We start from the raw sequence: 20,774 nt of genomic DNA, 5'->3' as shown, positions 1-20,774 counted from the left end.
CGCCGCAGGCTTTCAAACATGGCCCCAAACACACTCGTTGAACTTTGGCACCACCCCATTAACGGGATTGCAAAGGGCCCCTGTCCTTTGCCCGCCGGAGGCAAACTTACTTCTTAAAAGCCCCCCGGACCAAAGCCCCCAGCCCCATCGGCACAAAGGCCAACCCCAAAGCCATGACCGGCGTAATCACTGCCCCCCAATAGAAATTGTCATTCCGCCCGGCGATGGCGAACAGCAGCGCATAGCCGGAAAATAGCAACAGCCCGGTAAGCCCCGCGCTCGATCGCCACGAGGCCCAGCCGAAAATCATCAGGATGGTCAGCGGCCCGGCGATCTGATGGGGCAGAAAGCGCAGGTTGGAGGAAAGCACCGTGTTCGACAGGAAGCCCCCCAGCCCGCGCATCGCCAGCCAGCTTGGCCCGACCTGATCGGTGGGCAGGGTTTGCAGCGCAATCAGGTGGAGGTGCCAGGCATAACCCACCGCAAACAGCGCCACCAAGGCGCCCCATGCCGCCGCCTCGCGCCACGCCCCGCGCCAGCCCGCCATCGCCCCCATCAGCAGAACATAGGGCAGCACATGCTCACGGATGGACAGCGCCAGCGCGGCGGCCAGCACCGCACCGACCCACTTACCCCGTTCCGGCCGATGCAGCCCCAGCGAGAGCGCCACCAGCATCCCCGCCCAAAGTTCATGCAGCACGAAATAGTAGCGGTTCAACCCCAGCGAAGCGCCAAAGAACACCAGCGCCGTGCCGATCCGCCGCAACGAAGGATCCACGCCCAGATCGCCCAGCCGCCCCCACCATGCCGCGATCACGCCCACCATCAGCGCCAAGGCCACCGCCATAGCAACAGGCGCGGGCCGGTCGCCATCCACCCCCATCGCCGCGTCCAGATAGGCGAGCGTGGGCAGACGCACCGCCGCGCCCGGCCGCACCGGATAATCGGCGCGGCGATGTTCGCTCACGATGAAGTCGTAATAGTTCTCACCATGGAGGATGCGCGATATGGCGCGGTCATAGAGCTTGAGATCCTCGTCGCGCGGGCGCTCGGCGGCCTTATTATGGGCGATGACGAGACTGGGGGCCTTGGCCTGCTCACCCCGCCCGACCGTCAGCGGCACCCATGCCGAAGCCGCCAGCAACAACGCCAGCACCGCCAGCGCCAACCGCGCGGGCCACCGGCCCCATGCGGCGAAACGGTCGTAGGGCGCAGGCCCCCGCCCGTTCACCCCATCCAGCCGATATGCCACGCCGCCCATACGCTTAAACCCCCCAACAGGAAGGCTCCGATATATCCGGGCCAGCGGTTAGCATTCGGTTTACCCTGACGATCCCAGATGAGAGGAATATCGGGCAAGGGCGGCTGTTCGGGGGCGGCGCCCTTCAGGGGGAACCTTTCCTCGATCCGCTCGATCAGGTCGGGCATACGCATGATCCGGCGCAGGCCGCGATGGATGCCGCGCGCGATGGCCGCCTCTGGGCCCAGCTCGTCGCGCATCCATTCGGAGACGAAAGGCCCCGACACATCCCACATGTTGATGTCTGGATAGAGCTGCGTGGCCAGACCCTCGACCATCACCATCGTCTTTTGCAGCAGCAGCAGATGCGGCTGGGTCGACATGTCGAAATCGCGGGTGATGGCGAAAAGCCCGTCGAGCATCTGCCCGACCGAGAGATCCTTGACCGGACGCCCGCGCATCGGTTCGCCAACGGCCCGCAGCGCGGTCGTGAATTCGTCCACCGAGTGATAGGAAGGCACATATTGCGCCTCGAAATGGATCTCGGCCACGCGGCGGTAATTGCCCGTGGTCAGCCCATGCAGGATCTCGCCCAGCCAGATGCGCGCCTGACGGTTGATCCGGCCCATGATGCCGAAGTCGATGGCGACAATGGTGCCGTCCGGCTCGATGAACAGGTTGCCCTGATGCATGTCGGCATGAAAATAGCCCAGATGCACCGCCTGCGTCAGGAAGGCGATGACCAGACGCTTGGCCAGGCTTTCCAGATTGATCCCGGCGGCCTTGAGCGCGGCGGTGTCGCTGATCTTGATCCCGTCGATCCATTCCAGCGTCATCACGCGGCCGCATGTGCGATCCCAGTCGATGGCGGGAATGCGATAGCCGTGGGTGCCCTTCATCATCTCGGCCAGTTCGGAGGCCGAGGCGGCCTCGCGGCGCAGGTCGAGTTCGCGCATCGACCAGCGCTTGAAATTGGCGATGATGAGACGCGGGCGCAGGCGCGTGGCCTCGCCGCCAAGGGCTTCCAGATGGGCCGCGGCCCATTCATAGGTCTGGATATCCTGCGCGAATTTCTCGCGGATGCCGGGGCGCAGCACCTTGACCGCCACGCGGCGGCCATCGGTGGTGATCGCGCGGTGGACCTGCGCGATGGAGGCCGCGCCCACCGGCTGCTCCTCGAATTCGGCGTAGAGTTCGCTTAAAGGACGGCCAAAGGCGCTCTCCACCTCCGCCTTGATCGCGGCAAAGGGAACGGGCGGCAGGCTGTCCTGCAGCTCGAGCAGATTGTTGGCCGCCTCCTCGCCCACCAGATCGGGGCGGGTCGCCAAAGTCTGGCCCAGCTTGATCGCGGCGGGGCCGATGGCGCGAAAGGCCCCGGCATAATCGGGCACAGCGGGAATGCGCGCGCCAAACCGCGCAATGCGGCACAGGCGGGCCACCGGGGCGGGCGTATGGGGATCCTGCTCGATCCCCCGCAATGCTCCATGCGACGCCAGAATGCGGCCCCAGCTCAGCAGGCGCCAGATATGCTTGCGGGGTGACAAGGTGCTTAGACCTTCCAGCCCGAATGGATCGCCACCAGCCCGCCAAGGATCGGCTCGACGCGGGTGTTCACGAAACCGGCCTCGCGGATCATGCCTTCAAATTCGGGCATGGGCGGGAAACGGCGGATCGATTCGATCAAATAGCGATAGGAATCGGCATCGCCCGCGATCATCTGGCCCAGTTGTGGCACCAGCTTGTGCGAATAGGCGTCATAGGCTTCCTTGAAGCCGGGCCATTCGGTCGTCGAAAATTCAAGGCAGAAGAAACGCCCGCCGAATTTCAGCACCCGATGGGCTTCCTTCAGCGCCTTGTCGATGCGCGTGACATTGCGGATGCCAAAGGCAATCGTATAGGCATCGAACACCCGGCTCTGAAAGCTCAGCTCCTCGGCGTTCTGACGGCTCCAGACGAGGCCGTCGAGGCCACGCTCCATCGCGCGTTCGATGCCCACGTCCAGCATGTCCTGATTGATGTCGGACACGGTGATCGAGGCGCCGCGCTCGGCCATGCGAAAGGCGATGTCGCCCGTGCCGCCCGCCATATCCAGAATCATCTCGCCCGGCTGGGGTTTCACCCGGCGCACGAACTTGTCCTTCCACAGGCGATGCAGACCGGCCGACATGGCATCGTTCATGATGTCATACTTCTTGGCCACGGATGAAAAGACCGCGCCCACCTTGGCAGTCTTTTCCTCGGGGCTGACCTCCTCATAGCCAAAGGAGACGGTGTCGGGCTGTTGATCGCTCTGAGTCATGGGCGCCGCTTTAGGACGGTTTCGCGCTTGCGGAAAGGTGCTTATGCAAGCGCGGCAGGCAGAAATTCATCGCCCAAATCCGCCCGGCCGCCAGCCCGGCACAGCGAAGACAGTAATGGGAGCGCGAGGGTCTAGACCCTCGCATTATCCTTCTAAACCTCCTATCTCCCCCCCATGCCAGAGCTACCTGAAGTCGAAACCACACTGCGCGGCCTGTCCACCTATCTGGACGGACAACGGATCGCCCGTGTCGAAACCCGCCGCGAGGGGCTTCGCCGCCCCTTTCCCGCCGATCTGGTGCAGGTGATGACGGGGGCCACGGTGACGACCCTGTCGCGCCGGGCCAAATATGGGCTGATCCATACCGACCGGGGCGCGGTGATGGTGTTTCATCTGGGCATGTCCGGGCGGTGGCGGATTGATCCTGATGTCTTAGAGAAGCACGACCATCTGGTGCTGACCACCGAGGCGGGCAGCCGGTTGGCGCTGAATGACGCGCGGCGATTCGGCTCGGTCGATCTGGTGGCGGATGATGCGCTGGCCGCGTGGCCGCCCTTTGCCGCGATGGGGCCGGAGCCTTTGGGGCCGGAACTGACCCCTGCCCTGCTGGCCGCGCGGATGAAGGGGCGGCTCAGCCCGGTCAAGCAATTGCTGCTCGATCAGGCGGTGGTGGCGGGCCTTGGCAATATCTATGTCTGCGAGGCGCTGCACCGGGCAGGGATCAGCCCCTTGCGGCTGGGGCGCGATGTGAAGAAGCGCGAACTGGCGCTGCTGGTGCCCGCGATTGTCGATGTCCTGTCCGAAAGCATCGCGGCGGGCGGCAGCACGATCCGCGATTATGCCCAGCCCAACGGCGAGCTGGGCTATTTCGCGGCCAACTGGCGCGTCTATGGCCGCGAGGGCGAGCCGTGCCACGCCTGCGCCGCGCCGATTGCGCGCGTGGCGCAGGGCGGCCGGTCGAGTTTCTGGTGTCCGGCCTGTCAGAAATAGGGCAAACGGGCCGCGCCGGATGGTCCGGGGCGGAACAATAAAGACTCCTATTCCCTTGACGATTCGGCCAACGCTGGTTAAGGGCGCCGCTTCTGGTGGAACCGATGGTTCTGCTATACCGATTTTCGCTAGCAATTTCCGGCCGCATCGGCCCGATACGAGGACACACATGGCCAATACGCCGCAAGCCCGCAAGCGCATCCGCCGTAACGAGCGTCGCGCCGAAATCAATGGCGCCCGCATCAGCCGCATCCGCACCTTCGTCAAGAAGGTCGAAGCCGCGATCGCCGGTGGTGACAAGACCGCTGCTGCGGCCGCCCTGCACGAAGCCCAGCCTGAACTGGCTCGCGGCGTTGCTCGCGGCGTGCTGCACAAGAACACCGCTGCGCGCAAGTACTCGCGCCTGACCAAGGCGGTCGCCGCTCTCTGATTCGCGATTCGTGCGGCCTGCGAAACGGTTGCACGGCATAGCGATAAGCAAGAGCGCGTAAGCAAAGCCGATGGGGATTCCCGTCGGCTTTTGCTTTGCCCCGTGCCGGCTTTAACTTTGCCCTTTGCCGGGCAAAAATGACAGCTTCAAGAAATCCTGCAATTCCAACGATTCGCAAATTGTCATGATATTTTACCCTTAAAATTCAATGGCTTTTTCGAGTTTGGCGGATTTGCTGGGGTTGCGCTGTCAAGCCAATTATTTCAAAATTTTTGCAGATAACGCCCTTGCGCAGCGCCTGCGATCATCCCTAAAACGGATGGGTTCGAGGCGTTCGGCGCCTCTGAACTTCACAGAAATAGGTCACTCTGTAACACTTGCGGAACTTTCGGTTTCGCAGGCGGGGAGCCTTTTTCCGTGTGCAAGGTAAGGCCGTCGACAATTGCGTCGGCGGGTTGGGGCTTAATGGCGGATCAGGAGCATTTGGGGTGACGGGAACCGTTTGGGGCGGCAAGCGCGCCGAGGCTGGCCCTGCAAAGGGCAAGTCCGGGCATGTCGCCGAAGATCAGGATGCACTCGACCTGGCCGCTGATTGGGCTGACATCTGTCAGGGCCTGAAGAAGGACCTTGGGCCGCAGCTGTTCAATCAATGGATTCGCCCGATTCAGCTCGGCGCGTTCAACAAGGATTCGGGCACGCTCGAATTGTTTCTGCCCACCGAATTCTCGGCCAACTGGGTGGCGGATCGCTTTGCCGATCGCCTGACGCTGGCCTGGAAGATCGCCCGCGATGTGCGCCATGTGCGCATCAGCGCTCAGCCCGGCCGCCGCGCGATGCCCGACCTGCGTCTGGCCCGCGACAACACGCCCGCGCGCCCTGCTCCGGTGCTGGGCAATTCGGGCCGCGTGCATGGCCATGCCACCGAAGGCGCGAGCGCTGCGACCGATACGCTGGCGCTGGCCTCGATCGGGCTCGACCCCTCGCTGACCTTCCCGACCTTTGTCACCGGCACCAGCAATGTGCTGGCCTTCAACGCGGCCCAGCGCATGGCAGCCCTTGAAGCGCCGCAATTCTCGCCGCTCTATCTCAAGGCCGCAACGGGTCAGGGCAAGACCCACCTGATGCATGCCATCGGCCACGCGTTTCTGGCCAACCATCCGCACGCGCGCATCTTCTATTGCAGCGCCGAACGCTTCATGGTCGAGTTCGTTCAGGCCCTGCGCCAGAACCAGATGATCGAGTTCAAGTCGCGCCTGCGCGGTTTCGACCTGCTGCTGGTCGATGATATCCAGTTCATCATCGGCAAGGCCAGCGCGCAGGAAGAACTGCTCTACACGATCGACGCCCTGCTGGCCGAAGGCAAGCGTCTGGTGTTTGCCGCCGACCGCAGCCCGCAGGCTCTTGACGGGGTTGAGCAGCGCTTGCTCTCGCGCCTGTCGATGGGCCTTGTCGCCGATATCATCCCGGCCGACATCGAATTGCGCCGCTCGGTGCTCGAACATCGCCTTGCCCGCTTCACCTCGGTGGTGGTGCCCGGCGATGTGATCGAATTTCTGGCCCGCACGATCAACCGCAACGTGCGTGAGCTGGTCGGCGGCCTCAACAAGCTGATCGCCTATGCCCAGCTCACGGGTCAGGCCGTCAGCCTGCAACTGGCCGAGGAACAGTTGACCGATATCCTGTCGGCCAACCGCAAGCGCATCACCATCGACGAGATCCAGCGCACAGTCTGCCAGTTCTACCGGGTGGACCGTCAGGAAATGTCGTCCAAGCGCCGCGCGCGCGCCGTGGTGCGCCCGCGTCAGGTGGCGATGTACCTCTCCAAGGTGCTGACCCCGCGCTCCTACCCGGAAATCGGGCGCAAGTTTGGCGGGCGCGATCACTCGACCGTGATCCATGCGGTGCGCCTGATTGAGGACCTGCGCACGCGCGATGCCGACATTGACGGCGACGTGCGCTCGCTGCTCCGTCAGCTGGAAAGCTGATCGCAAAACCCCGGTACAAGCTGTTGACGGGCGGTGCATAAGGGCTGGATAAGCCTGTGCATCGCCTGTTGGTATGCCTGTGGATAAGCTGTTCGCCAAGAGTGGGAAGCTTGGGGGTATGCTGGGGAAATGACTTTTATGCCTCCGGCGGGCAAAGGGACTTATCCCTTTGCAATCCCATTATTGTTTACGTTGTGCCGGGACGGAGGCGTCGGGTGTCAAGGCGACGTTTGTCTTTGAAAGCCTGCGGCGCCTATTAACGCCACTTCGCCGCGCCGCAGGCTATAAATATCGCCCCAAACTCCCCACCGGCCAACCCCACCCCAAAACCGGATTGTTAAGGGCCCCCGCCCTTAACCCGCCGGAGGCTCCTTCTTCCTTGCCCCTTCCCCCGCTTGTCATCCCCCCCGGCCTCCCCTAAATCCCCCGCATGACCCCCGAACGCCTCTCCCGCTTTGCCCGCCATATCGTGTTGCCCGAGGTCGGCGGGGTGGGACAGATGGCGCTGGCCGATGCCCATGTGGTGATGATCGGCTGCGGCGGGATCGGCAGCCCGGCCCTGCAATATCTGGCCGCCGCCGGGGTTGGCCGCCTGACGCTGATCGACGACGACAGCGTCGAGGCCAGCAATCTGCAACGCCAGACGATCTTTGCCGAGGCCGACATCGGCATGCCCAAGGCTCAGGCTGCAGCCGATTGGGTCGCACGCTTTGACCCGGAGATCGCCGTCAGCCACCATCAGACCCGCATCTCGACCGATAACGCCCCCACGCTTATCGCCGGGGCCACGCTGGTCCTCGACGGCTGCGACAATTTCGCCACCCGCCTTGCCGTGTCGGACGCCTGTGTGGCCGCCGGCATTCCCCTGACCACCGCCGCCGTAGGCCGGTTTCAGGGCCAGATCGCCAATTTCGCGGGCCATCTGCCGGGCCATGCCTGCTATCGCTGCTTTGTCGGCGATGCGTTCGACGCCATCGATTGCGACACCTGCGCCGCCGATGGCGTGCTGGGGGCCTTTGTCGGCATGGTGGGCACGATGGCGGCGCAATCGGCCATCCGTGTGATCCTGCATGGTGCGGGCGTGCCCGGGCCGCTGGCCGATCCGCAATGGGGGCGGTTGCATCTGCTAGACGGCCTCGCGCCATCGCTGCGCACGATCACCATCCCCGCCGACCCAGCCTGCCCCTCTCATTAAACGCCCAGGCCATTAAACGCGGCCATAAAAAAGCAGGGTCGCCCCAGCCGGACGACCCTGCTTCCTCCTGCGCGAAAAGCCCGGATGGGTCGATGCCCATCCGGTCCCTTTCACAAACTTACATGCTTACGACTTGGGCGCCTCCAGCGTGGGATATTTGATCCCCAGCTGATCGAGGTAGGTCGGGTATTTCGCCGCATCGTAGTAGTATTTCTCCATCTGGGGGCGATATTCCTTCATCGTCTTCTCGTTCAGCCAGGTCGCCGCCTTGGGCCCCAGAATCGGATCATACTTGTCGGTTTTGAGCTGCACATCGGTGAAATAGGCCTTGGCGTCGGCCACCAGCTTGGGCGTGGTCATCACGTCCAGGATCGTCATGGCCAGCGCCTTGGCCCCGGCCTCGACGCCCTTATGCGCAATCGGCGTGGCCATCGCCATGGCCGAGAGCACATTGTGGCCGATCATGTTCGGGATATTGGCCGGATAGCGGATCGTGATGGTCGGCACGGTCCACATGATGTCGCCGATGTCATCCGAACCGCCGCCGATCGAACGCGGGCGGTTTTCGGGCGAGGAGAGTTCGCCCACCGTGTCGGACAAAGGCTTGACCGTGCGGTGGTTGATCGTCTGAACCGCCTTGGTGAAGGCCTGATCGTCGGCGGTCCACTTGGGCATGCCCACCGCCTTGATATTGGCATAGGCGGCCTCGGCCAGCGGCTTGTTGCCGAAATTGGGCGCGGCATAGCCAAGGATTTGCGAGGTTACCGTGGTGCCGGTCGCCTTGGCGGCGGCCTGCGCGATTTCATTGCCGGTGTTGTACAGGTTGCGCACCGCGCCAAAGCTGCGCTCGCGGAAATAGTACCAGACGCTGGCCTTGTCGGGCACGACGTTGGGCTGGCCGCCGCCATTGGTGATGACGTAATGCGAACGCTGGGTCACGGGCAGATGTTCGCGGCGGAAATTCCACGCGGCGTCCATGATTTCCACGCCGTCCAGCGCCGAGAAACCATCCCACGGATCGCCCGCGGCATGGGCGGTCTTGCCCTTGAACGTATATTCGACCGAGACCATGCCGTTCATGCCCAGCTCGCCATAGGCGGTGCCGAAGTCGGAGCTGACATGGTTGAAGATGCAAAGGTCGACGCCCTTGAACATGCCTTCGCGCACATAATAGGCCTTGGTGGCCAGCAATTCCTCGGCAATGCCGGGCCAGATCATCAGGCGGCCGGGGATGTGGTTCTTTTCCATCACCTGCTCGGCCGCAATCGCGGCGGCCACCACCAGCGGCATACCCGAATTATGGCCTTCGCCATGGCCCGGCGCGCCTTCGACCATCGGCTTGATATAGGGCAGGCCCGGCGTCTGCGAGGTGCCCAGCAGATTGTCCACGTCGCTGCCCAGCGCCAGCACAGGGCCACCCTCGCCCCATGTCGCGGTAAAGGCGGTGGGAATGCCCGCCACGCCCTTGGTCACCTTAAAGCCGTTCTTTTCCAGAATGCCGGTCAGATATTCCATCGTGCGGAATTCCTGGAAACCGGGTTCAGCATAGCTGAACACGGTATCCACCATCACCTGGATATCCTTCTTCTGCGCCTCGACCCCGGCCACGGCCTCGGCCTTGAGCTTGGGGCTGGCGGCGGCATGGGCTTGCGATCCGGCCATCAGCGCGGCGGTGGCCATCAGGGCCAGAGTGCTGCGTTTCACGAAATTCATGACTAATCCTTCTCCCAATCAGAAGCCGATTTTGGCCGAGATGCGGAACGTGCGCCCCATCACATCGTAAATGCTGCGGTTGGTCTGGGCATAGGCCGGGACGTTGTTGCCGGTCGGGCCGTTGCCCACCAGCACCGGATCCTTGTCCAGCAGGTTGTTGACCACGAAGGTGAGCGACATATCCTTGACCCGCTCGCTCTTGATCTTGAACTGGACCGAGGCGTCCAGATAGCTGGTGCCCTTGATCTTGTTGTTGTTGATCGTGCGATACTGATTCAGGTTCGACACGGTCGGGCACGAGCCGTTGCATTCGATATAATCGTTGCCGTAAACGCCGTCCGAGAAGCCGCGATAGACCAGGTTGATGTTGGCCGCGCCCACTTCATAAAAGGCGCTGATGCGATAGACCCAGCTTGGCGAACTGTTGCTGCCCGACAGGCTGCCGCCGTTGACGCCGGCATAGTCGACAGGGAAGATCTTGTTATCCACCACGTTGGCGATGTAATGCGTAGTCGTGCCGCGAATGGTCAGCGTGCCGGGCAGGTTGGCGCTGATCTTTGACAGCATCGTGCGATAGCTCGCATCAATGTCAAAGCCCTTGGCATGCTGGCTGGCAAAGTTGAACGGCTGGATCACGATCGACTGAAGCGTCGAGCCGCTGAACACCAGATTCGAGCAATAGGCGGTCTGGCCGCTGGCGCAGAAATCGACAGTGTTCTGCGAGGTGATCGAGCCGATCGAGTCCTTGATGTTGATGTCGTAATAGTCAAAGCTGGCCGTGAAACCGGGGATGAAGGACGGGGTCAGCACCGCGCCCATGGTCCAGGTGTTGGCCTTTTCGGGCTTGAGGGCGGTGTTGCCGATCGTGCTTTCTACAAAACCGGCCGTGCCGGCGGTCACGCCCGAAATCCCGGCAATCCCGGCGGGCAGCACCACGGTATTGGTGCGCGCGGTGGGCGCGGCGAAGAGTTCGGACAGGTTGGGCGCGCGAATGTCGCGCGAATAGGTGCCGCGCAGCTTGATCGAGGAATTGACCTGCCACGTCGCCCCGCCCTTATAGGTCAGCACGCTGCCGCTGGTCGAATAATCGGTGCCGCGTGCCGCCGCGTTCAGGTTCACGCCCGGCAGCACCGGCAGGTCGATTTCAACGAAACCTTCCTTCACATTATAGGCGCCGGTATTGGGCAGATAATTGCCGTAAAGCCAGCGCGCCGTGGTGGTGCCGTTGGCGTTTTTCAGCGGCTGGAATTCGTCGGGCACATAGCCGCTGACGCTTTCACGCCGCCATTCGCCGCCCAGCGCGATGGCCGCGCTGCCGCCGGGCAGCTTGAACAGGTCGCCGCTGAGCGAGGCGGCCGCCACATCCTGCTTCAGCGTCTGGTCGCGCCAGGGCTGGTTGCCGTAGATATAGGCCAGCCCCGCCGCCGAAGGCCCGCTGGTGCCCAGACGGTTGATCGGCACGCAGCCATCGCTTGGGCTCGTCAGGCTGGAGCGGCAGACAATCGTGCCCGCCGCCACGCCCAGCGCGTTGCCCGCAGGCGCAAACACCGCATCCTGCGCCAGCGCCATGCGCTGCGTCTGCCAAGTGTTGATCAGCTGTTCGTGGCTCTTGGTTTCGCCGTGCTGGAAATAGGCGTCGAAGTTCCATTCGCGGCCCAGCATGTCAAACTTGCCCTTGGTGCCCACCACATAGCGATAGACGTCGCGCGTGTTGTGGCTGCCGGGCACGGGATAGCCCGCATTGCTGGTGCCGATGGTGATCGTATTGGCCGAGGAATTGCCCAGCGCGGCCGCAACCGTGGGATAGAGCGATTGCAGATAGGCATTGTCGCCCTTGATGGAAACGCCGGTGCTCGGCGTCTGCTGATAGAAGCTCTCGCCGATATAGCGGTTCCAGCCGAACTGGGCAAAGACCTCGATGCGGCTGGTCAGGTCATAACCCACCCGGCCAAAGGCGCTGAAGCGCGCTTCATCCGGCATCAGCGAATTGGTGCCCACATGGCCCGCCAGCGTGGTCTGGTAATCGCCCCCGACCATATAGCCCGAGGTGCTCTTGGCCCCGAAGTTGAGCGTGCCGATCTGACCCGGCGCCATGAAATATTTGCCGACCAGCGCACTGGCGCTGCTCAGACTGGTGCCCGTGATCAGCCCGCCCGCCGTATAGCCCGAAGGCCCGATCCCGGCCCCGTTGATCCAGCTGGGCTGGCCCGCCGCCGTGTTGGGGTTGGCGATCATGAAATAACCGTTGTTGTTCCAGCTGCGCGCGATGGTGGCCACGCCGTCCTGCTTGGCATATTCGGCATTAAGCAGGACATGCATGCGGTCATCCAGCAGCGAGAAACCCGCCGAACCGCTGAGGCGATAGTTGCGCCCGTCGCCATAGGTGGTGATGCCCTGGTCGGCGGTGAGCTTGAAGCCCTTGTACTTCTTGTTCAGGATGAAGTTGACGACACCGCCCACCGCGTCCGAACCATATTGCGCCGATGCGCCGCCGGTCACGACCTCGACCCGCTCGACCAGATCCTGGGGCACGGTGTTGACATCGACCACGCCGTTGGTGGCGCTGGAGACCGAACGCTGACCATCGACCAGCACCAGCGTGCGCGAGGCGCCAAGGCCGCGCAGGTTGACGCTGTTGATCCCGGCCAGACCGTTCGACAGACTGCCCGAGGAGTTGGCCGAGGTGGAGCCCTGCGTCACGGCGGGCAACTGGTTGACGAAGTTCGACAGGTTGGCGGGCGCCTGCGCCTTGATGTCGGCCGAGGAGAGCACGGCAACAGGCGTGGGCGCGGCAAAGCCGTCCTTCACGATGCGCGTGCCGGTCACCACGATGTCGCTGGCAGGTTCGGCGGCGGGCTCGGCCGCTTCGGCGGGCGCCGGGGCCTCTGCGGCCACCGAGCCTGCCAGTGCGGGCGTGGCCACCATCATGGCCAGCACCGAAACGGCGGCTCCACCCAGCCATGCCCTGTGGCCCTGCAATGCAAAGCCGCCAGCCGACTGCGCCCATTCCCTCATCGTTCGATCAATCGCCATGAAAACCCCCTATTGGTTATCTGTTTATTCCCCGGCGATCCTGTTCCCGTGTCGCGGCTGCCCGATGGCGGGCGCCGCGCTTTTATGATCGGGCGATGGCGTCAGGCCGGTCCTGCACCAATTCCGCCCCTTGGTTTCGGCCCGTTCAGCGGCCCCCTGTTGAATATCCCAAAAGGGTGCGACCCCTTTTATCTCGCCATTGCCGCGCTGAAGCCCAACCTTCTTTTGCAACGCAGCAAATTCTACACGATAGTTTTCAATTTTTTCCGAGAAACATCGGCATATTTTTTACATATATTAGAGAATTTCTTATCATAATTGAATTATTACTTTGGATTCCCAATGCCGCCCGCCCGATCTCGCCCGAATTCAAAGCCGCGCGAATCGCCTTCACTTGCCCCGCGCAAAGACCGCAGGCGGCACGTTGCGCTGGGTCACCCGGCGCATGACAAAGCTGGAGCGGATCTTGGCCACATGGGGCAGCGTGGCCAGTTCGCTGCGATAGATCCGGTCGTAATCCTCAAAGCTTTTGACATGGACCATCATCAGAAAGTCCGTGTCGCCCGAGACAAAGCTGCAGAAGGTGACCGAGGGACAGCGCACGACCGCCTCTTCAAATTCGGTCAGCACGGAATCGGCCTGCGATCGCAATTCGATGGCCACAATGACCACAATGCCAAGGCCGAGCATCGGCAGATCAAGCTCGGCCGTATAGCCCTTGATCGCGCCCTGTTCCTCCAGCAGCTTGCGCCGCCGGGCCGCAGCCGTTGCGGAAAGATGCACCCTTTCGCCCAGCATCACGTCCGACATCCGGCCGTCTTCGACCAATGCGTTCATGATGCGAAAGTCTGTGGCATCAAATTCGGTGAGAGTGTTTTCCGTCACGCGGGCCCCTTGTTGCAACGGATTTCCGTCAAGAAGCAGGCAAAACTGCTCCGTATTTCGTCAGATAGAGTGCGACGACTGTGGTAGCTTTGGAAATACGTCAAACTGGCACCTTTGCCGTGAGGCATGGCTGGCTAGAACACGGCGATCTCAAGCGAAAAGGGGCATCACATGAAGCAGGCAAGGGGCCGGAAACTGGGCCAAAAGCTGGCAGGCGTGGCATTGATGGCGTTGCTGGCGCCGCAATTGGCCATGGCCGATCCCGTTGGCGTGTCGAACACCAAGGACGGCGATCTGCTGCCCGTGCGGGTCGATGCCGATGCGGGCAAGATCCTGCTGACCCTGCCCAAAGCCGATGCCGAAGGGGTGATGGGCCGCTTCATCTATGCGACCGCCGTGCGCAGCGGGCTTGGCTCGGCCCCGATCCGCATCGACCGGGGGATGCTGGGGCCAACCCAGATCCTCACCTTCCGCCGCTTTGGGCGCAAGGTGGCCGTGGTCTATGAAAACCCCCGCTTTCGCGCCACTGGCGAGGCATCCGTACAATATGGCGCCAAGACCAGTTTCCCCTTCAGCACCGTTGCCATGCTCGACATCGTCTCCTCCGACGCCAAGGGCACGGTGGTGGACATCAGCCCTTTCCTGACCCGCGATACGATGCATCTGGCCGATGCGCTCAATCAGGAGGCCAAGGGGTTCCGTCTGGCGGATAATCTCTCCGCCGCCGACCCGACCTCGGTCAAGGTCTTCCCCGATAATATCGAGATGGAGGCGGTGCAGACCTTCGCCTCGGACACGCCGGGGCGCGAGGTGGGCAATATCGCCGCCGATCCGCGCCAGATCAGCTTCACCATCCGCCATTCGCTGATCCGTCTGCCCGGCCCCGGTTTTGCGGTGCGTAAATTCGACATCCGTTCGGGCAGCCATGGCACACAGGTCTATGACTTCGGCACACCGCTGGGCGACGATGTGCAGTACCAATTGGCCAACCATTTCCGGCTGGACAAGGTGGATCCGACGGCGGCCAAGTCGCGCGTCAAAAAGCCGATCACCTTCTATATCGACAATGCCGCGCCCGAACCGATTCGCGGCGCTCTGGCGCGCGGCGTGGCATGGTGGAATCAGGCGTTTGAAAGCGCGGGCTATATTGACGCCTTTCAGGTCAAGCCCCTCACCCCCGACATCGACCCGCAGGATGCGCGTTATTCCATCGTCAACTGGGGCGACCGCCTGACGCGCAGCTGGTCCTATGGCGGGGGCATCATCGACCCGCGCACCGGCGAGATCATCAAGGGCAATGTCGTGCTGGGCGCGCTACGCGTGCGGCAGGATATGCAGATCTTCGAGGCGCTGGTGGGCGCGGCGCAGGACAATAGCGGCGGCCCCAACGATCCGGTCAAGGTCTCGCTTGATCGCATCAGCCAGTTGGGCGCGCATGAGGTCGGCCATGCCATCGGCTTTGTTCACAACTTTGCCGGATCGACGCAGGGCCGCACCTCGGTGATGGATTATCCCGGACCGCTGATCGGGCTGAAGGGCGGCAAGATCGACCTGTCCGACGCCTATGCCAAGGGCATCGGTTCGTGGGACAAATTCACCGTGCAATGGCTCTATGGCCAGCCCAAGCCCGGCACGGATGCCGACAAATGGGCCTTCGCGCTGGCGGACGCAGAGTTCGCCAAAGGCACGCGCTATATGACCGACATCGATGGCCGCGCCGATGATGGCCCCGCCCCGCATGACAGCATGTGGGACAATGGCGAGGACAAGCCCGAGGAACTTGCCCATATGCTGGCGGTGCGGCGCGTGGCGTTGAACAACTTTGGCCCCGGCGTGCTGCGCAAAGGCGAGGCTTTGTCCAACCTGCGGCGCAAATTCGTGCCGGTGTGGCTGCTGGCGCGTTATGAAGTGGCGGCGACCGGCAAATGGGTGGGCGGCGTCGATTATGCCTATGCCGTGGCCGGGGACGCCAACAAACCGGCCCAGCCCGTGACGCCGGCCAAGCAGCGCGCAGCTTTGGCAGCGATGCTCAAAACCCTCTCGCCCGCAGAACTGACCGTGCCGGATGCTTTGGTGGGCTGGCTGTCATCGGGCGTGAACGGACGCAACGACGCGCAATTCGACACCGAGGTTTTCGACAATGCCGGAGCCGCCGCCTTCGATCCGCTGGTCGCCACCGATGTTGCCGCGCAGGTCACGCTTGACAGCCTGCTGGCGCCCACGCGCCTGACCCGCGTTCATCTGCAACAGGCGCGCGATCCGGGGCAACTGGGCCTTGCCGAAATGATCGACGCGCTGGGCGCGGCAACGTGGGAGCATAATGCGACGCCGGTCGAGCGGCGCATTGCCCTGCGCGCGCTGCTTTCGGTGGCGCGGGCGCGGCGGGATGCGGCAACGCCGGTCGATGTGGCCGCCCTGCTTCAGGAAAAGCTGGATGCGGCTGCGGCCAAGCTGGGCGAAGGCACCGGCTGGGGCAAGACCGTGGCGGCGCTGCTGAAAAACGGCCCCGCGCTGGAGGCGGAAATCGGCAAGATGGGCCGCAAGGCACCCGCCATCCCGCCGGGTATGCCGATTGGCGGCGATACCGGCTGGTTTGACAACTAACCGCGACTGGCCGCTTCCTCGGCCAGTTCATCAGCCTTCCGGCGCCGCGCCTGATCCTCGGGCGCGGCGTCGAGAAGCGCCAGATGCGCGGCCATTTCCTCCAGCAAGGCGCGATCCGCAAGGCGCAGATCGGGCACCATCAGACCTTTGAGATCGTTGGGCTCAAACTTGTTGAGGCCCCCGCCATAGACCCGCCCATGCAGCCGCGAGGCCGCCCGCACCGAATCGCAATTGAGGCACAGCACCAGCGCCTGATGCAGCAGCGGATCGTCCGAAAAGGGATAGATGCCGTGGAAGCAGGTCAGATTGCTCCACCCCGCCGCATTATGGATGAAGCGCAAGGCCCCCCGGGCGAAGACCGCGCCCCAGATCGGCGCCACGGCGCGCCGCTCCATCCCATACCAAGGCTGGCGATGGGCCAGGATATAGCGCGAGGGCAGCCCCTGCGCCGCCCCCTGCGCGACATAGGCGGCCTCGGCGGACATCAGCGGATCGGAGAGGTTGAGCAGCAGCCCATCACCCCCACCTCGCCAGATCAGCCCCCGCACCGCCGTTGCCCGCCCGACACAGGGCAGGCAGCGCGCAGGGTCAATGCCCAGATCCGCCACCTTCTGCGCATTCAGCAGAAAGAACCCGTTGGCCCCCGTGGCGATCCCGCGCCGGAATTGCGCCAGTTGCGCCAGAGGCACAAACCCGGCCCGCGCCTCGCCGCGATGGCCTTGCAGCAAGGGCTCCCATTTATCCGTCCCGGCCAGTTCCGCCCGCGACAGTTCCACCCGCCGCGCCCCCGCCGCCAGTTCATCGAGCGAGGCGGGCCAATCGCCCTCTCCTTTCTCTGGCCCCCGCCAATCCCAGCCGGTAATCATGGCCGCTGCACCAACAGGATCGAAGCCGTGGTCAGCGCATCATCAAACACATCGGCACCCGAAAACAGCACCACCTGTTGCAAGCCCCCCGGCCCCAGCAGGAATTGTTTGAACCCGCGCGCGAAATTGGCCCCCATCCATTCGCCGGGGATCAGGAAAGCGCCCCGCCCGCCGCGCCGCAACTGACACGTCGCCTTGACCACGAAATCGACATAGAGATTGGCCGATTTGGGAAGGACATAGCCGGCCCGCGCGCCAATCTCCGCACGCAAGGGGCCATGATCGCGCAGTTCTCGATGGCGGATATAGGGCGGGTTCATCACCACGCCGTCATAGTGCTCCCACCCGGCGCGCAGGAAATCCTCATGCCGCACCTGCGCCCGTCCGGCATCGGCGGCGCGCAAGATTGCCTCGTCGCGCTCATAGGCCACCACCTGCGCATTCGGGCAACGCGCCTGCGCCGCGCGGGTCAGCACACCCGCCCCCATCGCGGGATCAAGGATCATGCGCGGCTGCGCCCCCGCCACCCAATCGGCCATCAGCGCGGCCAGACGCGGGGGTGTGAAAAATTGCCCCAAAGCCTTGCGATGATCGGGCGCCGCTTGGCCCGCATAATCAGCTTCCGCCCTGGCATCAGGGATAAGCGAGGCCATCAATCCGGCCCGACCAGTTCCTCCACCCACGCAGGCACAATATCGCCCGCCGGGCCAAGCCGCGTTTCATGGAACCATGCCGAACCCTGGCTGCGCTCCAGATTGAGTTCGAGGCAATGCGCGCCCATTTCCCGCGCCAGCCGGACAAAACCCGCCGCCGGATAGACCGCGCCCGAGGTGCCGATGGACACGAAAATATCGCAATCGCGCAGCGCATCATGGATCTCCTCCATGCGATAGGGCATCTCGCCAAACCACACGATATCGGGCCGCAGCGCCGCCGCCCCGCAGGACGGACATGGCGGCCCCTCGATCAGCGGGGCAGTCCAGCCCATCCGCGTGTCGCAGGCGGTACACCATGCCGATAGATGCTCGCCATGCATATGGATCAGGTTTTTCGAGCCTGCCCGATCATGCAGGTCATCGACATTCTGCGTCACCAGCGTGACCGTGCCGCCATCCCATTCCCGCTCCAGTCGGGCCAGCGCGTAATGGGCAGCATTGGGAGCCTTGGTCTGGATCGCGGCGCGGCGCATGTCGTAAAAACGCTGAACCAGCGCGGGATCGCGTTCAAAAGCTTCGGGCGTGGCGACATCCTCGACGCGGTGCTGTTCCCACAAACCGCCGCCATCGCGGAATGTGTCGATCCCGCTTTCCGCGCTGCATCCCGCCCCGGTCAGGATCACGATATTGCCTGTCATTTCCATGCCTTTCCTATGCCCGAAAGCGCGGCCAAGGCCAAGCCGCCGATCGATCCGCCGCTTATGACGCACCGCACAACGAAATGCCGCATCGCAGCAAAGATTTGTAACGAAACGGCCATTCAACAGAGAGGCTGACCGCCCAGATTGTCATTCTGATCAATGCTTTCAATCATGGAGCCAGCCATGCCCTCGCCCAATCCCTTTCGCCGCTTTCAGCCGCGCACGCCCCCCGGCCCGCGCCCGATCCGCCACCGGCCGCTCAATTCCGCCCTGCCCACCACACCGGGCAAGCCGCGCAACCAGTTTCGCGGGCGGTTTGAACTGGTCGCCTTTTGTTTGGCGCTGCTCATATTTATGATAGCCATCGGACGGCCCGAATGGTTCGAACTGCGCCCGGCTTCGGGCTCTTCGCTTGCCCTGTATCACGCCGCCCAGACCAATTCAGGACACTGAACCAACCCATGATCATCCACACACCCCATACCCTTCGCAGCATCGCCCGGTCGATCAAGACCCCGCTGGTGCTGTTGTTCATCTGGGATGTGATCGTCACGATCACCTATTATGTGGTGCCCTTTCCCGCGCCCGGCCTGCCGCTCACGCTGTTCGGCAGCGTTCTGGCGCTGATCCTGGGTTTTCGCTCCACCTCGGCCTATCAGCGCTGGTGGGAAGGGCGCGGGCTGTGGGGGCTGATGATTAATGCCAGCCGGAATCTGGCGCGTGCGTCGCGCAATTTCATGACCGGGGCGGACGGACAGGCCATGGCGCGCGCCATCGTGCTGCGCCAGATCGCCTATGTGAACGCGCTGCGCTGCCAATTGCGCCGCCTGCCGCTGGAAGGCGATGCGCTGCCCTATATCCCCGCGGCCGAGGCCAAGGCGGCCCAGACGCGCACCAACACCGCCAATGCCCTGCTGGACGCCACCGGCGCCCAGGTGGCGCAGGCGCGAGCGCAGGGCATCATCGATTCGATCCAGCAGACCCAGATCGAGAGGGTTCTGGTCGATATCGCCAATGCGCAGGGCGGGATGGAGCGGTTGAAGAACACGCCCCTGCCTGCGCAGTTCCGGCTGTTCCCAACCTATTTCACCCATCTGTTCTGCGTCCTGCTGCCCTTTGGTCTGGTCGAGGCGCTAGGACCGGCCACACCGCTGGGCTCGACCGTGGCGGGGATGATGTTCATGGCGGTGCTGGCGATCGGCGATGATCTGGTCGATCCCTTTGCCAATACACGCCACGATCTGCCGCTCGACACGATGTGCCGCACCATCGAGATCGACCTGCTGCAGGGCTTGGGCGAAAGCGCGCCCGCGCCGGTGGTCGTGGATGCCGAAGGCGTACTTTGGTAATTGCGATTTGGGGAATTGCGATTCTGGCGCGCCTCGCCCATGAAGCGCGCCGAAAGGAATTTACCCCATGACCAGACTGGGAATTATCGGCAGCGGCGGACGTATGGGCCGCGCCATCGCGCAGGCCATTGCCGATGCCGGACATGAACTGGCGGGCGGCGTGGACCGGGATGAGGATGTCGGCCCGCTGGCCGCCGCATCGGATGTGCTGATCGACTTTTCCTCGCCCTCCGCGCTCGAAGGCAATCTGGATGCGGCCATCGCGGCGGGCGTGCCGATCCTTGTGGGCACCACCGGCCTTGAGGAACGCCACCACTGGCTGCTCGATCAGGCCGCCGACAAAATCGCCGTGCTGCAGACCGGCAATACCTCGCTGGGCGTCAACATGCTGGCCTTCCTTGTCGAGGAAGCGGCCAAGCGGCTGGGTGAGGACTGGGACATCGAGATCGTTGAAACCCACCACCGGATGAAGGTGGACGCACCCTCGGGCACAGCGCTCCTGCTGGGCGAAGCGGCGGCGCGCGGGCGCGAGGTCGGCCTGTCCAATGTTTCCGTGCGCGGGCGCGACGGCATCACCGGCGCGCGCGAATCCGGCACAATTGGCTTTGCAGCTTTGCGCGGGGGCAGCGTGGCCGGGGATCACACTGTCCATTTTCTGGCCGATAACGAGCGCCTGTCTCTGAGCCATATTGCCGAAAATCGCGGGATCTTTGCGCGAGGGGCCGTCAAGGGGGCGCTCTGGCTGGCCGGGCGGCCTGCGGGGCGGTATGGGATGCGGGAAGTGTTGGGGTTGTGAGGTTTTAAATGCCTCCGGCGGGCCAAGGGACT

General features: G+C 63.6%; 18 protein-coding genes. 9 read left to right on the top strand and 9 right to left on the bottom strand.

Annotated elements, in window-relative coordinates; translation table 11 throughout:
• Positions 1-106 precede the first annotated feature (106 nt).
• From FHW92_RS19925 to FHW92_RS19915, 3 genes are read right to left on the bottom strand one after another with little or no spacing between them, the layout of a single operon-like run.
• On the bottom strand, positions 107-1,252 hold the full coding sequence (locus FHW92_RS19925; protein WP_349237723.1) for a hypothetical protein: 1,146 nt from the start codon (positions 1,250-1,252) through the stop codon (positions 107-109).
• A complete protein-coding gene (gene ubiB, locus FHW92_RS19920) occupies positions 1,228-2,784 on the bottom strand; it encodes a 2-polyprenylphenol 6-hydroxylase (RefSeq protein WP_168605036.1) in 1,557 nt (518 codons plus the stop codon). The genes FHW92_RS19925 and ubiB overlap by 25 nt, the downstream gene beginning before the upstream one ends.
• A 5-nt stretch (positions 2,785-2,789) precedes the next feature.
• Positions 2,790-3,539, bottom strand: coding sequence for a class I SAM-dependent methyltransferase (locus FHW92_RS19915; RefSeq protein WP_168605035.1), 750 nt, complete (start codon positions 3,537-3,539; stop codon positions 2,790-2,792).
• A 174-nt stretch (positions 3,540-3,713) separates the two neighbouring features.
• Here FHW92_RS19915 and mutM point away from each other — a divergent pair, with 174 nt between their 5' ends.
• The 4 genes from mutM to FHW92_RS19895 all read left to right on the top strand — a co-directional run bounded on the left by mutM (position 3,714) and on the right by FHW92_RS19895 (position 8,139).
• Complete coding sequence (gene mutM, locus FHW92_RS19910; protein WP_168605034.1) at positions 3,714-4,529, top strand: bifunctional DNA-formamidopyrimidine glycosylase/DNA-(apurinic or apyrimidinic site) lyase; 816 nt, start codon at positions 3,714-3,716, stop codon at positions 4,527-4,529.
• A 169-nt stretch (positions 4,530-4,698) separates the two neighbouring features.
• On the top strand, positions 4,699-4,959 hold the full coding sequence (gene rpsT, locus FHW92_RS19905; protein ID WP_168605033.1) for a 30S ribosomal protein S20: 261 nt from the start codon (positions 4,699-4,701) through the stop codon (positions 4,957-4,959).
• A gap of 488 nt (positions 4,960-5,447) precedes the next feature.
• Positions 5,448-6,944 (top strand): chromosomal replication initiator protein DnaA, encoded by a 1,497-nt coding sequence (dnaA, locus tag FHW92_RS19900; protein ID WP_349237722.1) that lies wholly within the window; start codon positions 5,448-5,450, stop codon positions 6,942-6,944.
• A 430-nt stretch (positions 6,945-7,374) separates the two neighbouring features.
• On the top strand, positions 7,375-8,139 hold the full coding sequence (locus FHW92_RS19895) for a HesA/MoeB/ThiF family protein (RefSeq protein WP_168605032.1): 765 nt from the start codon (positions 7,375-7,377) through the stop codon (positions 8,137-8,139).
• A gap of 126 nt (positions 8,140-8,265) precedes the next feature.
• Here FHW92_RS19895 and FHW92_RS19890 read toward each other — a convergent pair whose 3' ends face one another.
• A complete protein-coding gene (locus FHW92_RS19890; RefSeq protein ID WP_168605031.1) occupies positions 8,266-9,852 on the bottom strand; it encodes an amidohydrolase in 1,587 nt (528 codons plus the stop codon).
• Between the two features lie 18 nt (positions 9,853-9,870).
• Entirely contained in the window at positions 9,871-12,885 is a 3,015-nt protein-coding gene (locus FHW92_RS19885) for a TonB-dependent receptor (protein WP_349237721.1), read from the bottom strand.
• A 48-nt stretch (positions 12,886-12,933) separates the two neighbouring features.
• Here FHW92_RS19885 and FHW92_RS19880 point away from each other — a divergent pair, with 48 nt between their 5' ends.
• Complete coding sequence (locus FHW92_RS19880) at positions 12,934-13,203, top strand: hypothetical protein (RefSeq protein ID WP_168605030.1); 270 nt, start codon at positions 12,934-12,936, stop codon at positions 13,201-13,203.
• A gap of 72 nt (positions 13,204-13,275) precedes the next feature.
• Here the strand turns inward: FHW92_RS19880 and FHW92_RS19875 are convergent, their stop codons facing one another.
• Complete coding sequence (locus FHW92_RS19875) at positions 13,276-13,770, bottom strand: Lrp/AsnC family transcriptional regulator (protein ID WP_168605029.1); 495 nt, start codon at positions 13,768-13,770, stop codon at positions 13,276-13,278.
• 171 nt (positions 13,771-13,941) lie between these two features.
• On the opposite strand from FHW92_RS19875, the gene FHW92_RS19870 reads away from it, so the two are divergent.
• Complete coding sequence (locus tag FHW92_RS19870) at positions 13,942-16,374, top strand: zinc-dependent metalloprotease (protein ID WP_168605028.1); 2,433 nt, start codon at positions 13,942-13,944, stop codon at positions 16,372-16,374.
• On the opposite strand, the gene FHW92_RS19865 is transcribed toward FHW92_RS19870, so the two are convergent.
• The 3 genes from FHW92_RS19865 to FHW92_RS19855 are packed head-to-tail and all read right to left on the bottom strand — an operon-like array spanning position 16,371 to position 18,600.
• On the bottom strand, positions 16,371-17,240 hold the full coding sequence (locus tag FHW92_RS19865; protein WP_168605027.1) for a hypothetical protein: 870 nt from the start codon (positions 17,238-17,240) through the stop codon (positions 16,371-16,373). The two genes, FHW92_RS19870 and FHW92_RS19865, sit on opposite strands and share 4 nt — an antisense overlap.
• Complete coding sequence (locus tag FHW92_RS19860) at positions 17,237-17,893, bottom strand: N-6 DNA methylase (protein WP_168605026.1); 657 nt, start codon at positions 17,891-17,893, stop codon at positions 17,237-17,239. Before FHW92_RS19860 ends, FHW92_RS19865 begins: the two co-directional genes overlap by 4 nt.
• A complete protein-coding gene (locus FHW92_RS19855; RefSeq protein ID WP_168605025.1) occupies positions 17,893-18,600 on the bottom strand; it encodes an NAD-dependent deacylase in 708 nt (235 codons plus the stop codon). The genes FHW92_RS19860 and FHW92_RS19855 overlap by 1 nt, the downstream gene beginning before the upstream one ends.
• Before the next feature lie 180 nt (positions 18,601-18,780).
• Between FHW92_RS19855 and FHW92_RS19850 the strand changes: the two genes are divergently transcribed.
• The 3 genes from FHW92_RS19850 to dapB all read left to right on the top strand — a co-directional run bounded on the left by FHW92_RS19850 (position 18,781) and on the right by dapB (position 20,742).
• Positions 18,781-19,050 (top strand): hypothetical protein, encoded by a 270-nt coding sequence (locus FHW92_RS19850; protein ID WP_246870305.1) that lies wholly within the window; start codon positions 18,781-18,783, stop codon positions 19,048-19,050.
• Positions 19,051-19,058: 8 nt separating this feature from the next.
• Positions 19,059-19,946: a bestrophin family ion channel gene (locus tag FHW92_RS19845; protein WP_168605024.1), complete on the top strand. Its 888-nt coding sequence runs from the start codon at positions 19,059-19,061 to the stop codon at positions 19,944-19,946.
• Positions 19,947-20,013: 67 nt separating this feature from the next.
• Positions 20,014-20,742 carry a 4-hydroxy-tetrahydrodipicolinate reductase gene (dapB, locus tag FHW92_RS19840; RefSeq protein WP_168605023.1) on the top strand — a complete coding sequence of 243 codons (729 nt, stop codon included), beginning with the start codon at positions 20,014-20,016 and terminating at the stop codon, positions 20,740-20,742.
• Positions 20,743-20,774: the final 32 nt, after the last annotated feature.

It is taken from the genome of Novosphingobium sp. SG707, assembly GCF_012275515.1.
In the GTDB taxonomy this organism is placed as follows: Bacteria; Pseudomonadota; Alphaproteobacteria; order Sphingomonadales; family Sphingomonadaceae; genus Novosphingobium.
Note: the sequence above shows the minus strand (reverse complement) of the source record. Positions and strands in the feature narration are given on the sequence as shown.

Bases quoted from the DNA above. Each gene is read 5' to 3' on its own strand.
- rpsT (WP_168605033.1), top strand. From the start codon at position 4,699: ATGGCCAATACGCCGCAAGCCCGCAAGCGCATCCGCCGTAACGAGCGT.
- FHW92_RS19845 (WP_168605024.1), top strand. From the start codon at position 19,059: ATGATCATCCACACACCCCATACCCTTCGCAGCATCGCCCGGTCGATC.
- FHW92_RS19865 (WP_168605027.1), bottom strand. From the start codon at position 17,240: ATGATTACCGGCTGGGATTGGCGGGGGCCAGAGAAAGGAGAGGGCGAT.
- FHW92_RS19915 (WP_168605035.1), bottom strand. From the start codon at position 3,539: ATGACTCAGAGCGATCAACAGCCCGACACCGTCTCCTTTGGCTATGAG.
- FHW92_RS19860 (WP_168605026.1), bottom strand. From the start codon at position 17,893: ATGGCCTCGCTTATCCCTGATGCCAGGGCGGAAGCTGATTATGCGGGC.
- FHW92_RS19890 (WP_168605031.1), bottom strand. From the start codon at position 9,852: ATGAATTTCGTGAAACGCAGCACTCTGGCCCTGATGGCCACCGCCGCG.
- FHW92_RS19870 (WP_168605028.1), top strand. From the start codon at position 13,942: ATGAAGCAGGCAAGGGGCCGGAAACTGGGCCAAAAGCTGGCAGGCGTG.
- FHW92_RS19850 (WP_246870305.1), top strand. From the start codon at position 18,781: ATGCCCTCGCCCAATCCCTTTCGCCGCTTTCAGCCGCGCACGCCCCCC.
- dapB (WP_168605023.1), top strand. From the start codon at position 20,014: ATGACCAGACTGGGAATTATCGGCAGCGGCGGACGTATGGGCCGCGCC.
- mutM (WP_168605034.1), top strand. From the start codon at position 3,714: ATGCCAGAGCTACCTGAAGTCGAAACCACACTGCGCGGCCTGTCCACC.
- FHW92_RS19885 (WP_349237721.1), bottom strand. From the start codon at position 12,885: ATGGCGATTGATCGAACGATGAGGGAATGGGCGCAGTCGGCTGGCGGC.
- FHW92_RS19895 (WP_168605032.1), top strand. From the start codon at position 7,375: ATGACCCCCGAACGCCTCTCCCGCTTTGCCCGCCATATCGTGTTGCCC.
- FHW92_RS19855 (WP_168605025.1), bottom strand. From the start codon at position 18,600: ATGGAAATGACAGGCAATATCGTGATCCTGACCGGGGCGGGATGCAGC.